The 14,989-nt window shown below is 68.2% G+C and carries 14 protein-coding genes; 9 read left to right on the forward strand and 5 right to left on the reverse strand.

Annotated features, from left to right (window positions below; genetic code table 11):
- The first annotated feature begins 54 nt into the window (after nt 1-54).
- Genes ectA through thpD form a run of 4 tightly spaced genes read left to right on the forward strand, consistent with a single transcriptional unit; the run spans nt 55 to nt 3,240 of the window.
- Nucleotides 55-657 carry a diaminobutyrate acetyltransferase gene (ectA, locus tag ACT89H_RS22330; protein WP_445110584.1) on the forward strand — a complete coding sequence of 201 codons (603 nt, stop codon included), beginning with the start codon at nt 55-57 and terminating at the stop codon, nt 655-657.
- Nucleotides 654-1,931, forward strand: coding sequence for a diaminobutyrate--2-oxoglutarate transaminase (gene ectB / locus ACT89H_RS22335; protein WP_445110585.1), 1,278 nt, complete (start codon nt 654-656; stop codon nt 1,929-1,931). The genes ectA and ectB overlap by 4 nt, the downstream gene beginning before the upstream one ends.
- Entirely contained in the window at nt 1,928-2,326 is a 399-nt protein-coding gene (locus ACT89H_RS22340; RefSeq protein ID WP_445110586.1) for an ectoine synthase, read from the forward strand. Before ectB ends, ACT89H_RS22340 begins: the two co-directional genes overlap by 4 nt.
- An 8-nt stretch (nt 2,327-2,334) precedes the next feature.
- Complete coding sequence (thpD, locus tag ACT89H_RS22345) at nt 2,335-3,240, forward strand: ectoine hydroxylase (RefSeq protein ID WP_445110587.1); 906 nt, start codon at nt 2,335-2,337, stop codon at nt 3,238-3,240.
- A 116-nt stretch (nt 3,241-3,356) separates the two neighbouring features.
- On the opposite strand, the gene erm is transcribed toward thpD, so the two are convergent.
- The 3 genes from erm to ACT89H_RS22360 form a co-directional block, all read right to left on the reverse strand.
- Nucleotides 3,357-4,175 carry a 23S ribosomal RNA methyltransferase Erm gene (gene erm / locus ACT89H_RS22350; RefSeq protein ID WP_445110588.1) on the reverse strand — a complete coding sequence of 273 codons (819 nt, stop codon included), beginning with the start codon at nt 4,173-4,175 and terminating at the stop codon, nt 3,357-3,359.
- Nucleotides 4,176-4,460: 285 nt separating this feature from the next.
- Nucleotides 4,461-6,524: a tetratricopeptide repeat protein gene (locus ACT89H_RS22355; protein WP_445110589.1), complete on the reverse strand. Its 2,064-nt coding sequence runs from the start codon at nt 6,522-6,524 to the stop codon at nt 4,461-4,463.
- Nucleotides 6,525-6,666: 142 nt separating this feature from the next.
- Nucleotides 6,667-8,229 carry an amino acid permease gene (locus ACT89H_RS22360; RefSeq protein ID WP_445110590.1) on the reverse strand — a complete coding sequence of 521 codons (1,563 nt, stop codon included), beginning with the start codon at nt 8,227-8,229 and terminating at the stop codon, nt 6,667-6,669.
- A 154-nt stretch (nt 8,230-8,383) separates the two neighbouring features.
- Between ACT89H_RS22360 and ACT89H_RS22365 the strand changes: the two genes are divergently transcribed.
- Nucleotides 8,384-9,757: an FAD-dependent oxidoreductase gene (locus ACT89H_RS22365; protein WP_445110591.1), complete on the forward strand. Its 1,374-nt coding sequence runs from the start codon at nt 8,384-8,386 to the stop codon at nt 9,755-9,757.
- 27 nt (nt 9,758-9,784) lie between these two features.
- Here the strand turns inward: ACT89H_RS22365 and ACT89H_RS22370 are convergent, their stop codons facing one another.
- Nucleotides 9,785-10,417: a UdgX family uracil-DNA binding protein gene (locus tag ACT89H_RS22370; protein ID WP_445110592.1), complete on the reverse strand. Its 633-nt coding sequence runs from the start codon at nt 10,415-10,417 to the stop codon at nt 9,785-9,787.
- A 129-nt stretch (nt 10,418-10,546) separates the two neighbouring features.
- Here ACT89H_RS22370 and ACT89H_RS22375 point away from each other — a divergent pair, with 129 nt between their 5' ends.
- Nucleotides 10,547-11,854 carry a glycosyltransferase 87 family protein gene (locus ACT89H_RS22375; RefSeq protein ID WP_445110593.1) on the forward strand — a complete coding sequence of 436 codons (1,308 nt, stop codon included), beginning with the start codon at nt 10,547-10,549 and terminating at the stop codon, nt 11,852-11,854.
- A 276-nt stretch (nt 11,855-12,130) separates the two neighbouring features.
- Here the strand turns inward: ACT89H_RS22375 and ACT89H_RS22380 are convergent, their stop codons facing one another.
- Nucleotides 12,131-12,322 (reverse strand): hypothetical protein, encoded by a 192-nt coding sequence (locus ACT89H_RS22380; RefSeq protein WP_445110594.1) that lies wholly within the window; start codon nt 12,320-12,322, stop codon nt 12,131-12,133.
- Between the two features lie 665 nt (nt 12,323-12,987).
- Here ACT89H_RS22380 and ACT89H_RS22385 point away from each other — a divergent pair.
- From ACT89H_RS22385 to ACT89H_RS22395, 3 genes are all read left to right on the forward strand, one after another.
- The gene (locus tag ACT89H_RS22385; RefSeq protein ID WP_445110595.1) at nt 12,988-13,752 is read left to right on the forward strand and encodes a trans-aconitate 2-methyltransferase; all 765 of its coding nucleotides are present in this window, start codon (nt 12,988-12,990) and stop codon (nt 13,750-13,752) included.
- A gap of 178 nt (nt 13,753-13,930) precedes the next feature.
- Nucleotides 13,931-14,212: a hypothetical protein gene (locus ACT89H_RS22390; protein ID WP_445110596.1), complete on the forward strand. Its 282-nt coding sequence runs from the start codon at nt 13,931-13,933 to the stop codon at nt 14,210-14,212.
- A 292-nt stretch (nt 14,213-14,504) separates the two neighbouring features.
- A complete protein-coding gene (locus ACT89H_RS22395; protein WP_445110597.1) occupies nt 14,505-14,891 on the forward strand; it encodes a hypothetical protein in 387 nt (128 codons plus the stop codon).
- The last annotated feature ends 98 nt before the right edge of the window (nt 14,892-14,989 follow it).

The raw sequence follows: 14,989 nt of genomic DNA on the forward strand, positions 1-14,989 counted from the left end.
TCAAAGTCGCTTCGCAAGCCTGGATAAGTACTGCTGATCAGACGAGGGAGTTGTATGCCATCGCCAACGCTGTCCCCAGCGGAGCTCGAGCGATCGCGCGTCGGGAACGCCGCCGCCGCGCTGGGGGCCACCCCGTCCCGGAAAAGCACCGGATCCGCTGTGGTCCTGCGCACGCCGCGCGCGAGCGACGGCGCCGCGATGTGGCGGATCGCGAAGGATTCCGCGGTGCTGGACGTCAATTCGAGCTACGCGTACCTCTTGTGGTGCCGGGACTTCGCCGGAACCTCGATGGTCGCCGAATCGGACGGTCGCGTGGTGGGATACGTGATCGGGTTCGTCCGTCCGCAGGCGCCCGACACCGTCTTCGTCTGGCAGATCGCGGTCGACCGCGCGCAGCGTGGCCGCGGCATCGGTGCCGAGCTGCTGCACACGTTGCTCAACAGTGTTTCTGCCCAGGGCGTTTCGGTACTCGAAACGACCATCTCGCCGGACAACGCCGGTTCCGTCGCGCTGTTCACGTCGGTGGCCGCGGCGCGCGGCGCCGAGGTGACCAAGAGCCCCTTGTTCGACGTGGGCATGTTCCCCGACAGCCACGCACCCGAAGACCTGTATCGCATCGCCCCGACCGCCCGCATCACCGAGGAGGATCACCGATGATCAACGCGGACATCACCGTTTTCGAGAGTCTGGAGTCGAACGTGCGCGGTTACTGCCGCGCCTGGCCCACCGTGTTCACCACGGCGAAGGGCAGCTGGTTGCGCGACGAGGAGGGCAAGGACTATCTGGACTTCTTCGCGGGCGCAGGCGCGCTGAACTACGGCCACAACAACGACGTGCTCAAGCGCTCGTTGCTGGACTACATCGCCGGCGACGGCATCACCCACGGCCTGGACATGTCGACCGGAGCCAAGCGCGAACTGCTGGAGACGCTGCGCGACACGCTCTTCGCGCCGCGCGGCCTGGACTACAAGGTCCAGTTCCCCGGCCCGACCGGCGCCAACGCGGTGGAGGCCGCGCTCAAGCTGGCGCGCAAGGTCACCGGTCGCGAGACCATCGTCAGCTTCACCAACGCTTTCCACGGCATGACCCTCGGCGCGCTGTCGGTCACCGGCAACGCCGCTAAGCGGGCCGGCGCCGGTGTGCCGTTGGTGCACGCCGCCCACATGCCCTACGACGGCTACTTCGACGGCACCACCGCCGACTTCCAGTGGATGGAGAAGGTGCTCGACGACACCTCGTCCGGCTTCGACCGCCCTGCCGCGGTGATCGTGGAGACGGTGCAGGGCGAGGGCGGCGTCAATGTCGCCCGCGCCGAGTGGCTGCGCCACCTCGCCGGTCTGTGCGCGGAACGGGAGATCCTGTTGATCGTCGACGACGTGCAGATGGGCTGCGGCCGGACCGGACCGTTCTTCTCCTTCGAGATCGCGGGCATCACGCCCGACATCGTGACACTGTCGAAGTCGATCGGGGGCTACGGCCTGCCCATGGCACTGGTGCTGTTCAAGCCGGAGCTGGACGAGTGGTCGCCGGGTGAGCACAACGGAACCTTCCGCGGCAACAACCCCGCGTTCGTCACCGCGACGACCGCGCTGCGCCACTACTGGTCCGACAACACCCTGCAGACGGCGACCCTGGCCAAGGGCGAGACGATCGCGCGCACCTTGGGAGAGCTGGCCGCGTACTTCCCCGGTGTCTCGACCCGTGGACGCGGAATGGTGCAGGGCGTGGTGTTCGATGATCCCTCGCAGGCGGGCAAGGTCTGCCAGATCGCCTTCGAGCGCGGTTTGCTGGTGGAGACCTCCGGTTCCACCGACGAGGTGGTGAAGTTGCTGCCGCCACTGACGGTCACCGATGAGGAACTCGGCCAGGGGCTGGGAATCCTCGCCGGCGCCGTCGAGTCGGTATGCGGCGGAATGGGGGCGATCGCATGATCGTGCGCACCACCGCGGAGATCACCGGTACCGAACGTGATGTGGCGGGCGAAGGCTGGCGCAGCAAGCGCATCGTCCTGGGCGGCGACGGCGTCGGTTTCTCCTTCCACGAGACCACCATCGACGCCGGGACGGTGCACAAATTCCACTATGTGCACCACGTGGAGGCGGTGTGGCTCGTCGAGGGCGAGGGCACGCTCACCGATCTGGACAACGGCGTCACCTACGAGCTCGGGCCCGGCTCGATGTACCTGCTCGACGGACACGAACGCCACCGCTTGGCGGCGCGCACCACGATGCGGATGATGTGTGTGTTCAACCCGCCGGTCACCGGTCAGGAGGTTCACGACAGCAACGGCGTCTATCCGCTGGTCACCGCGGCGATCGGAGGTTGAGGACACCAATGGTTCTGCAGCACATCGACACACCGCCCGAGGCGGCTCGTTACGATCGCTACCCGACCCGGCTCGGCGCTCCCGCTCCGCACCTGGAGCGTGCCGATCCCGCGGTGTGGGGGGAGGTCGAGAGCCCGGAACTGGCCTCGTTCGACGCCGATGGGTTCGCCATCCTGGATCAGCTGCTCACCCCCGAGGAAGTGGCCGAGTACAGCGAGGAGATCACCAGGCTGGCCGGCGACCCGGTATTGCGCGACGACGATCGTGTGATCGTGGAGAAGTCGTCGAACCGGGTGCGGTCGGTCTTCGAAGTGCACAAGCTGAGCGAGGCGATCGCCGAACTGGTGCGTCGGCCGCGGGTGCTCGGGCTCGCCGAACAGCTGCTGGGGTCGCCGGTGTACGTGCACCAGAGCCGGGTGAACTATATGCCGGGATTCCGCGGCACCGGCTTCTACTGGCACTCCGATTTCGAGACCTGGCACGCCGAGGACGGCATGCCTGCGCCGCGAGCGGTGAGCCTGTCGATCGCGCTGACCGACAACTATCCGATCAACGGCAGTCTTATGGTGATGCCCGGCTCGCACCACACCTTCGTGCCGTGCCTGGGCAGCACTCCGGCCGAGCACTACCGGGAGTCGTTGCAGGAGCAGGAGATCGGCGTGCCGACGACCGACGACGTCACCGCGCTCGCGAACCGGTACGGGATCAGTCAGTTCACCGGCCGGGCGGGTTCGGCGCTTTTGTTCGACTCCAATCTGATGCACGGGTCGTCGAACAACATCACGCCGTTCCCGCGATCGAACATCTTCGTGGTGTTCAACAGCGTGCACAACACGCTCGTCGAGCCGTTCGCCGCGCCTGCGCCGCGACCGGGCTACATCGGCAGTCGCGACTTCACGCCGCTGTCGGCCTGATCCGCCGCGCCCTGCGCGTGCGGCGCGCCCCTTCCAGGTGCGAGCCGCACGCGCAAGGCGTTTCGCGTGACATCCGGCGTTTCCCGTGCTGGAATCCGGGCTTGTCGCGTACGGGGTTATTCCCGGGCACGCAGCGCGTGGTGCAACGTGATCCAGCGAGCCGGGGAGACGAGCCCGACCGGCTGGTCGAGCGGTATCCCGGCCGTCTCGCAGGCGCTGCGGACGGCACGTGCGGGAAACTCCCGCCGCAGCGACGCGGCCACGCTTCCGCCGACTCCGGAGAAACCCAGCTGGACCAGTCCGCGGTAGGCGCTGAACTGTTCGCATGGCAGCAGCGGGGTGGGCCGGGTCCGCAACCGCAGAATGGCGGCATCGACTCGTGGCACCGGGTGGAAGTTGTGCCTGCCGACGCGCGCGCCCAGTTCGATCGCCGTCGTCGGCCAGTGGGTGACGGTGAGCTTGATCCACCGGCCGTAGTCACCGGAGTGCTTGCGAGCGAATTCGAGTTGGGTGAGCAGGGTCGCGGAGGTGAGCCCGTCCGCGGCCAGGCACCAGCGCACGATGTCGGTCGTGATGGCGAACGGCACGTTGGCCACGACCGCGAACGGCTCCCGTGGAGCACGCACCGTGCGAAAATCTCGGTGGTACACACGGATTCGCGGATCGTCCGCGTAGCGGCCGCGCAGCAGCGCCGCGTAGCGCCGATCCTTCTCGTAGGCGTGCACCCGGCTGCCCGCGTTCAGCAGCTGCCTGGTCAGCATGCCGTCACCGGGGCCGGCTTCGAGGACCAGGTCGTCGGCGGTGACGCCGGAGGCGCGCACGATCAGCTGGGCGACGCGTGCGTCGGTGAGGAAGTTCTGCGACAGTCGCTTTCGCGTAGTCGCCCGGTGGCTCTCGCCGCCGCGAGCGCGCGACAGGGAACGATGGCGGGACATGGGTGTCCTCCGAATGGAGTGGTCGAATCGGGAAGGTCGATTCGCCCCGGACCCATGCCAGAGCACGAAGAATCCGGCGACCGCTCCCGGTCGCCGACGTGATTCCGCTCGAACGGATCAGGAAATGATCGGAGCGCTACGGTGCGCCGGCAGAGCCCGGGCCTCCGTACGCAGCCGGATGTAATACGCGCCGGCCGCGTACGCTCCGTTCATCCAGGGACTGCCGCACATGTCCGCCACTGTATGGCGCCCGCGCAGTCGCCCGCCACTTCTTTTCGGTCGGGGTCAGCGCGCGGTCGACCGGCCTGCCACGTCCTGGTCCGGCAACTCGGCGGCGTAGACCCGCCAGGATTTGGCCTCCGCGTGCTTGCCGAGCTGGTCGAGCAGATCGGCGAGTTCCGCGACGGCGCGCGGCTCCCGGCGGTCGGCGGCAGTGCGCCACCAGGATTCGGCCCCGGCGGGATCGCCGCGCCGTAGCCGCACCATGCCGAGTTCGTACGCGGCACCCGCGTGCCCGGCCGCTGCGGCCTGCGTCCACAGTCCGCACGCCTGCTCTTCCTCGCCGCGGCGGTACATCGCGACGCCGAGGTCGTAGAGCGCGCCGCGATACCCGGGGTCGCCCGGCTGCCCGGACTCGCCGGCCCCCGGCTGTGCCGGTTGTTCGGCGGGCCGAGGCATTCCGTCCGGCGCCGACGCGGCGGGGGTACCCGGCGTACTCGCCGTGGGGCTGCTGTCCGCGACCACCGGGCCGAGTGCGCGGATGGGTTCCTCGGCCTCGGATGGCGTCTGCGGCACCTGCCCACCGACGGTGGGGTGCGCTGTAGTCCGAGTGCGATTCGGCTCCGCAGCCGCAGCGCTGGAATCCGAGGGGGGAGTCTGCGCCGGGGGCCGGGTGTGCGTGTCCGCGAGGTCGAACGCTCGATATGGCTGCGCCGCCGTCGGAGCGTTCGCGAACTGCGGGCTCGACCCGGAGTGTGGACCGCCCGCCGCGGGGGCAGTCGCAGCATCTGTTCGAGTAGCGCGCGGGCCCACCGGCACGGGTCCGGAACCGGGAAGCGAAGTGTCCGCCTGGGGCTGGGCGTGCGTGCGGACCGGATCGAGCGCGCGGTACGGGTGCACGGTCCAGGGGTTCGCGACGAGCGGGCTGGACTCGGTGCTCGGGCCGTGCGCCGCGGGTCGGGTGGAGATCGGAGCACTCGGCTCGGGGGGCGGATTGCCGAGCAGGACACCGGTGCCCGAGCGTGCTGGGTCCTCGGGCGGATGCGTGTGTGCCACTGGGGGGCCGAAAGTTCCGTACGAGTCCGCTGCGGTTGTCTCGCGCGCGGTCCGGGCGTGGGGAAGGAAGTTCTGCGCGGGACCATCGGTCTGCGGCTGCGGTCCGGGCGCGGAGAACGGGCCGCTTGCCTGGGGCGGGGTCGCGCCGGCGAGGGGATGGGGACCGGTGCGTGCGGCGCTCGTTGCGAATTCTTCGGCGGCCGAGGTCGGTGCCGGGTGCGCGCCGTCCTGGCCGTGGAGGCCGGAAGCGGCATGCGGAGTTTCCGGAGTGGATCGTGCGGCGCGGGACGACTGTAGATTCACGAAGAGACTGCCCGCGCGGCGGGGCGGGGTGGCGTTCTGCGTCGTTGTTTCTGGCCCGCCGCCGACGGCTGCGGAGGGATCCGGTGCGAGCCGTTCGGCGGGCGCCGCGGGTAGGTTCGCGGCCACGGCGGCGTCGATACGCGGAACCGGCATGGTCGGCGCGGTGAGCGGCCCCGCCGACGAGACCGAATGCGCAGCGGGCGGGTTCATACCGAGCGGAGTGGTAGTGGGCACGGCCTGTGCCTGTGGCTGCGGCACGACGGGAGTGGGAGCGGTGGACAGTTCCACGACCAGGTTCGCGAAGTTCGGTGGTCCCTCGCCGATACTGCACCACAGCACGACGCGACCGTTGGGCCGGTGCTCGACGACGATGCCGTAGTTGCCCGCCCACGACTTCTGCGTGCCGAATTCGTCCACCCAGACCGGGGTGAGGGTCACCAGGGTCACCGGCGCGGTGGGCGTGACGTCGAAGCTGACCCCCGCGGCCAGCGCGTCGCTCCACGCGTCGACCCCGGCGAGCGAACGTCCGTGCAGGTCCAGATAGCCGTCGACAACCGAAAGCCCCATGCCGAGCCCGCGCAGCCCGGCGGGTGGTGCGGCGGAGACCATCGTCAAGGCGACGGTGGTGGGCGCGGGGCCGACTTGCTCGGTGTACATCGGGTAGACCATGCTGCCGTGCCAGCGGATCGGATCCGCGCTCTGGTAACGCGCGGCCAGCGGCAGCTCTTCGGGCGTATTCCGGGCAGCCCACGACGAATACCGCTCGTTCACTGTCGCCCGCCCGCCTTTCCACCCGATCCCTACCGCTGCCCCCGCGCCGGGTGGCGGGGTATACCGTACTCGCCGCGAATCGGAACTGCGCCGCAATCCCCTGGTGGTGGTAATGCCCCGAGCGGGTATTCGCTGTTGCGACTCAGGCGTTGGCCGGCGCTTCTTCCTCCGGCTGGTCGGCGGGCGGTTCGTCCACCGTCCGCTTCGGCCCGGTGAACCAGGTCCGGGCCGACGCCAGCCACCAGATCCCGATCGCGCCCACCACTCCGACCAAGGCGATCGGTGCGTAATTCACGGTGCTCCAGGTGAATTCGCTGTGCCATGGATAGCCGCGGGCGTCGGTGGGCAGGATGAACAGAAAGCTGATCAGCGCGATCCAGCTCAGCGCGATCACGCCGACCGGGCGATACCACCCACCCAATTGCCATGGACCGGTGCGGAATCGGCTCCCATGCCGCTGCCGCAGCAGGATCGGGATGCCGTAGGCGATGTAGAGCCCGATGGTCGCGACCGAGGTCGCCGCGGCGTAGGCGGTCGGTGCGCTGTCCGCGGGCACCAGCATCGACGGAATCAGCAGCACGAACGCGAAGAACGAGATGAACAGCACCGCGTGCACCGGTACCTTGCGCGCGGAAAGCCGCGACCAGAACCTCGAACCCGGCACCGCGCCGTCGCGTGCGAACGCGAACAGCATCCGGGAAGCCGAGGTAACCGAGGCGTATCCGCAGAACAATTGCGCCACCGCCGCGATGATCAGCAGCACACCCGACCAGAAGCCGTTGAGCGAGTTCTGCAGAATGTAGATCACCGGGTAGCCGCTGTTCTTCGCCGGATCCAGGGCGTCGTCCAGATTCGGAATGGCGAACGTCACCGCCATGATGAGCAGATATCCGGCGATCGCCGACACGACGATCGTGTTGATGATCCCTTTGGCCGCCATCCGGGACGCGTCGTGCGTTTCTTCCGACATATGTGCGGAGGCGTCGTAGCCGGTGAATGTGTACTGCGCGTGCAGCAGTCCGAGCAGAAAGCTGAACGCGATCCCGCCGAATTCGATCGCGCTGTTGTCGACCGTCTCGGTGAAGACGAATCCGACGCTCTGGTGGTGTCGCGCCCCGAAGCCCAGGACGACCACGAAGATCGCCACCCCACCCACGTGCCACCACGCGGACACATTGTTGATCACCGCCGACAGATGCGGGCCGATCACATTCAAAACGGCGTGCACGGCCAGGATGGCGGCGAACACCAGAAAAATCGCGGTGCGGTCGGTGCCGATATCGATTCCGACGACGTTCAGCACGACGGTGGTGAAGATGGCGGCGCCGTAGTCGATCGCCGCGGTGACGGCGATCTGCCCGATCAGGTTGAACCATCCGGTGAACCAGCCCCACGCCGGTCCGCCGAGTTCGGCGGCCCACCAGTACAACCCGCCCGAGGTCGGGTAGGCGGAGGCCAATTCCGCCATGGCCAGTCCGACGAACAGCACCATGATCGAGACCAGCGGCCACCCCCAGGCCATGGTGATCGGGCCGCCGTTCGCCAGACCGATACCGTAGCTGGCCAATCCGCCGGTCAGGATGGACACGATGGTGAAGCTGATGGCGAAATTCGAGAAACCCGACCAGGATCTGGCGAGTTCTTGTCGGTAGCCCAGTTCGGCGAGCCGACGTTCGTCGTCGGAAGGGGATCGGGTCTCGGTCATATCGTGCTCCCGGGGGTGAAAACGCTGCCCTCATACCGCGTTCGCCAGAAGATCAGTGTGAAGTACCGATCGGTCGAGCGCAGCGCAACCAGCACATTCGCGCGGGCGGTGGCCCCCGCGCCCGCGCGGAGGAGGCCGAACGTAGCGTGAAGCCATGAGCGAGCGACTGGTGGTCATCGGCGGTGACGCGACCGGAATGTCGGCGGCCTCGCAGGCGCGCCGGATGAAGGACGCGAGTGCGCTGGAGATCGTAGTCTTCGAACGCGGCGGGTTCACCTCCTACTCGGCCTGCGGCATTCCGTATTGGGTCGGCGGCGACGTCGCCGATCGGGAGGCCCTGATCGCTCGCACACCCGAAGAACATCGCTCCCGCGAGATCGACCTGCGGCTGCGCACCGAGGTGACCGAGATCGATGTCGAGCAGGCCCGCGTGCGCCACCGCGACCGGGAAACCGGCGCTTCGGGATGGATGTCCTACGACCAGTTGGTCATCGCCACCGGCGCCCGCCCGGTCCGGCCGCCGCTGCCCGGCATCGACGCGAACGGTGTGCACGGCGTGCAGACCCTCGACGACGGGCAGGCCCTGCTCGACACGCTGGAGCGGGCGCGCGGCAACCGCGCCGTCGTCGTGGGGGCAGGCTATATCGGCGTGGAGATGGCCGAGGCACTCGTCCGGCGCGGCTACGACGTCACGGTGGTCGACCGCGGCCCGCAACCGATGTCCACGCTCGATCCCGACATGGGGGCTCTGGTGCGTGACGCGATGTGCGGAATGGGCATCAAGGTGGTCGGCGACGCCGAGGTGTCCGAGCTCCGGACGGCCGACGACGGCCGGGTCACCGCGGTCGTCACCGACTCCGCGGAATACCCGGCAGACGTGGTGGCGCTCGGTATCGGCGTGTACCCGGAGACGGAACTGGCTCGCGCCGCCGGCCTGCCGCTGGGGGCGTACGGCGGGCTGCGAACCGATCTCGCCATGCGAGTGCGCGGGCACGAGAACATCTGGGCGGGTGGCGATTGCGTCGAGGTGCTGGACCTGGTGTCGGGCCGGGAACGCCACATCCCGCTCGGCACCCATGCCAACAAGCACGGTCAGATCATCGGCACGAATATCGGCGGGGGATACGCGCTGTTCCCCGGCGTGGTGGGTACGGCGGTCAGCAAGGTCTGTCGACTCGAGGTCGCCCGGACCGGCCTGCGCGAGAGGGACGCCCGGGCAGCGGGGTTGCAGTACGTCACCGTCACGATCGAATCCACCAGCCGCGCCGGTTACTACCCGGACGCGGCGCCGATGACGGTGAAAATGCTCGCCGAGCGTTTCACCGGGCGCTTGCTCGGCACCCAGATCGTGGGGCGGGAGGGCGCGGGCAAGCGCGTCGACATCGCGGCGGTCGCGCTCACCGCCCGGATGACCGTCGAGCAGATGACGATGCTCGACCTCGGTTACGCCCCGCCGTTCTCGCCGGTGTGGGACCCGGTTCTGGTGGCCGCGCGCAAGGCCGTCGCCGCCGTGCGCGAGCGCGGGTAGCCCGCTCAACCGCCTCCGGTCGAGCGGTCAGCGCGTCGCCGCCGACGTTCCCAGTTGTTCCCGCACTATGCGCAGATCGGCGACGAACGCGTCGTAGGCGGCGGTACGGTCGGGCGCGCGCAGCACCGAGGACGGGTGCACGGTGGCGATCGCGCGGAAGTCCGCCGCCTCGACGACCTCGCCGCGGTGGGTGCTGACCTTGAACGCGGGGCCGAGCACCGCCTGCGCGGCGATCGCGCCGAGGCACACCACCAACCGCGGACGCAGCAGATCGAGTTCGGCATCGAGCCATGCCGAGCAGGCGACCACCTCGGTACGGCCGGGTTGCTTGTGGATGCGCCGCTTGCCGCGCTCCACGAACTTGAAGTGTTTCACCGCGTTGGTCAGGTAGACCGCGTCGCGGTCGATGCCGACTTCCGCCAGTGCCCGATCCAGCAGCCGCCCGGCCGGACCGACGAACGGTTGGCCTGCCACGTCCTCTTGATCGCCGGGTTGCTCGCCGATCAGCACCACCTCCGCGTCCGGGGGGCCCGCGCCGAACACCGTCTGCGTGGCGTGGCGGTAGAGATCGCACCCGCGGCAGCCGCAGGCCGCTTGCCGCAGCCGCGTCAGGTCCGCGTCCTCTGGGACGTACATCGCGGCGCCGGGCGCTTTCGTCATGATCGGCCGACCTCCTCTGCCGCCTCGTGCTGGTGGCGGCTTACCCGTTTCCACGGCACTCACGCGACCGGCGCGAATCTGCGTCCCATGTGGTGAACGACCGAACCGGGGTCGGTATAGTCGCCGCGGATGAGTAGTGTCACCGCCGCCGCCGGAACGCCGATGCCCCCGAACCGTCGATTCGCGCGTGTGCTGCGCCCGGCGCCGGTGCTCGCGCTCGCGTTCTCCGCGTTCTGTCTGCTGACACCGGTCTGGCCGTTCCACAAGATCACCGGCGGATTCATCGACCTGCAGGTGTATCGCCTGGGCGTGGATGCCATGCGGCACGGCGCCGACATGTACGGACAACTGCCGCAGACCACCATCGGGGCGGGCCTGCCGTTCATCTACCCGCCCTTCGCGGCCCTCGCGCTCGGTCCTTTCGCGATGCTGCCCTGGGATGTCGCCGCATTCAGCTTCTTCGTCTCCTCGGTGGCCGCGCTGGCTCTGACGCTGTATCTGGTGGCGCGGCGAGTATGGCCGGAGCAGTCGCAGCGGCGGTCGGCGGTCTGGGCCACCGCGTGCGCGACTCCGCTGGGGCTGCTGCTGGAGCCGATCCACTCCACCCTGGACTTCGGCCAGGTCAACCTGTTGCTCATGGCCCTGGTCGCCGCCGACTGCCTCACGCACAAGCCGCGCTGGCCCCGGGGCATGCTGATCGGCATCGCCGCCGCGATCAAACTGACGCCCGCGGCGTTCGTGCTCTACTTCTTGGTCCGGCGGAACTACCGCGCCGCCGCGACCGCCGCCGTCACCGGTGCGGCCGCGACCGCGCTCGGCTTCGCGATCCTGCCGAAGGAGTCGGTCAAGTATTGGTTCGGCGGTCTGGGAAACGTGTCCGGGCTGAGCGGTTCGGCATTCCATACCAATCAGTCGATTCAGGCGGTGCTCGCTCGATTCGAAGTGTCCGAGCCCGCGTTCACCATCATCTGGTTGGTCCTCGGCGCCTTGCTGCTCGTGTTGGTGGTCACCGCCATGCGCCGAGCCGCCGACCTACCCGCGCTCGCGCTGGCCATCAACGCGGTCTTCACGCTGCTGGTGTCGCCGATCTCCTGGTCGCACCACTGGGTGTGGATCGCGCCCGCGTTGTTCGCCGTCGTCGGTTACGCGTCGCGCCTGCCCGGCAGGCGGGCGATCGGGTGGTGGGTGACATTCGTGGCGACCGCTGCGGTGTTCGTCATCGGTCCGCACAATTGGCTGCCCGACGGCGAGCACCGGGAGACCGCCTGGACGCCCTGGCAGCATTTCATCGGCAACACCTACGTCTGGTTCAGTGTGCTGCTCGTCGTGCTTTTCCTGGTCACCAGCAGGCGAAACATCGCGGGTAAGGGGAACCCGTCCCCCGATGAACCGGCCCACACGTCCGAGGCCCCGCCCTCAGCGCTGTCGGCACGCTGACGCGCGGCCCGATCGCGCGGCGGCGTCCGGTCGGGTCGGCCCATGCCAGGGCGGACGGCTTGATTCGCTACTGCCTGTCCACGCGGACGAAGGTGTCGAGGTACCAGAGGCCGCACAGCATCGTTGTCGGCGGTCCGTCACGGCCGGACACGCGCATCGGATCGTGGCCTATCGTCGGCCCGGTGGCGGTGTCAGCCGACTCGCCTGCCTCCCGATTTTCGTCGAGTCCCGGGTCTGTGCCACCAGGGATTCGGCGTGCGAGGCAGGGCCCTGCGGTCAGGCCTTGTGCGGCAGGATGTTCAGCACCAGTGTGAGCCCCGCCACGATGCTCACACACGCTACGAGGGTGGTGAGCGCCGATTGGGTGAGCGTGGCAATGCCGATCGAAAAGGCAAGGCACGTGGTCAAAGCGAGCGCGCCGGTTCCCGGTTCCACACCGGCGATGCGGGTTGGTCGGTGATCCGTCATAGCTATGTGATACCCAGGACATGCCGTTACGAAACCGTGATAGACAGTCCATTTCCGCCCGGGTGTGTTCGCAGGTCGGCGTCCGATGGCGGCTCGGGCAGGCCGATGTCCCTGAACCGGCGCTGTCGAATCGCCCCGAATACTGGTGGCGGCTACCGGAATTGCCGAGTACCGAGCCGACCTAATGCTTGGTCCACAGCCCGGCAGGCGCCGAGAACGGGTTCGTCCGCTCCCAACCGGTCGATTCGAAGAGTCGGTTGTCCGGGCCGGAAAAACAGGTGGTGATCAACGATTTCGTGGCGCCGATACCCGCCGAATACCGCGCGGATCGATCCGCGGGCTGCTGTCGATCGACCTGGTCGCAGGCGCCGTGTTTCCGTTCCTCACTCTGGACAGCCCGCTGCGGCACCTGCTCACCGACTTACGCGTGGTGCGCGTCGTGTCGACCAGCGACGACCTGTGCGCCTGGTCGATGTCGGGCACGCACGGGCGTGGCGCGGCTGTCGCGAAGGCGAAGCGGTCGTGGTGGAGGTCGTGGACGGCGAACTTCGGCCTGCACCGGATCGCGGTCGACGGTGTGCGACGAATCCGGGAAAGCTCCCCGAGAACGGCAACGGGGCAGGCGTACAGTACGTACGGTTTGGCAACGAGTGGTGGAGTGGCCTATGTGGGATCCTCAGCAGTACCTCGAGTTCGGCGATCACCGGTCGCGCCCGTTCTTCGACCTGCTGAGCCGGGTCACGGCGGCCGACCCTCGGGTGGTGGTGGACCTGGGCTGCGGCCCAGGGCATCTCACGGCGGTCCTCGCGCGGCGCTGGCCGGGCGCGATCGTGCAAGCGCTCGACTCGTCGCCGGAGATGGTCGCGGCCGCGCGAGATCGCGGCATCGAGGCGACGCTCGGGACGGTACAGGAGTGGCAGCCGAGCGCGGAGACCGATGTCGTGGTCTGCAATGCCGTCCTCCACTGGGTGCCAGGACATCCGGATCTGCTGGCGCGGTGGATGCGGCAGCTTCCCGCCGGCGCGTTCCTGGCTGTGCAGGTGCCCGGGAACTTCGACGCGGCCTCGCACCGGACGATCCGCCAGGTGGCCGCTCGCGACGATTGGCGCGACAGTCTCGGCCGAGTGGGCATTCTCGAGCCGAGGGCGGTGCTCGACGCCGCCGGATACGCCGACCTGCTCGCCGCGGCCGGTGGAGCGGTCGACGCCTGGGAAACGACGTACCTGCAACGCTTGACCGGTGCGGATCCGGTGCTCGAGTGGGTAACCGGCACGGCGTTGCGGCCCGTACGCGCGGCCCTCGATGACGCGCAGTGGCAGGAATTCACAGCACAACTCGCGCCACTGTTGCGCAGCGCCTACCCCCAGCGCGCCGACGGCACCACCTGGCTGCCCTACCGGCGCGTCTTCGCCGTCGCCCGGAAGCGGTAGCCAGGCCCTGGCGCGGACGCACTACCCGTCCGCGGCGGTCTGACACGGTCTCGCGCCGATGGCTCCGCGGTGTCCTCGGCCCGGCGAGGGGTTGACGCGAGCCCGACGGATCGCGATACTTCGAAAGTCATAGCGATTGCGTATAACTTGTCCTGCGGAAACGCGACGGAGACGATCAATGACGATCCATACGGCAGTCGAAGCGTATCTCCTGGCTCAGGTGGACGACCCGGTCCCCGAGGCTCCCCCGAACGCGGAAAAATTCCTCCAGTTGTTCCGGTATTTCACGTGGTTCGTGATTCTGTCCGGAGTCACCGGAATCGCCTATGCGGGTGGCAGATTCGCCTGGGAGAAGTGGAACGGCGGTCCACTCGCGTCGGCGAAGATGGTCGCGGGCGGCATGCTCGGCGGCGTCATCGCCACCAGCGCCGGAACCATTATGAACGCATTGATCGGTTGAACCGGGTGGTCGGCGCGGTGATTGACCGGGCCGGAAAGACTTTTTGACGTGAAGAGCTACTTTCCGTGCGAAGTCCCCTGGCGGTGATGTCGGATACTGGTGATCGAGTCGTAGCCGACGATTCGACGCAAGGAAGCCGATGGTGACAGTGCCGCCGCAACGGTCGATCCGCGTGCGGCGGCAACTGCGGTCGTCGGCCTCCCTACGTCGGTTCGCGCGAGATTCGGCGAAATGGTTTGTACCCCATGCGGCCCGCCTGAACTCGGCTCGGCCGCACCACAGGCGCTCTCAGATGCACCAGACGGCGCTGCCGAGCGGTATGCAGAGCACTACCGAGCCGAAAACCGGCGTCGCGGCGTCCGACGGTGTCGTTTGGGCGGAAGCGGCGGGAGCCGCGATGACGCCCAAGGAGACGGCCATTGCGGTCGCGGCGACGATTTTCGTGATTCTGGTGGACATTGTGCATCCTTTGACTCGAGTGAAATTAACCCTGACTCACGGATTTCATGCTTCACCCATAGGCCGGTCCGCGCCAGGCAAGGAAATGTCAAGTTCCCCGGCGTTTCGTAACGGCACGATCACCGGTGGTGCTCTTTTCGGGACAGCGGAATCCAATTCGACCGAAAAACGTACCGGGGGATTCCTTTATGCCTATAATTCCCGCAGTCGCGCGCCTTGATATGCGCTCGACTCGCCTTTGCCCAATGGAGATCTGGACATCTTCGATCGTGTTGTGGCGCGACCGCCTCGAATCGGTGCGGTCGCCCCGACAGCCGC

The sequence above is a fragment of the Nocardia aegles genome (assembly GCF_052545135.1).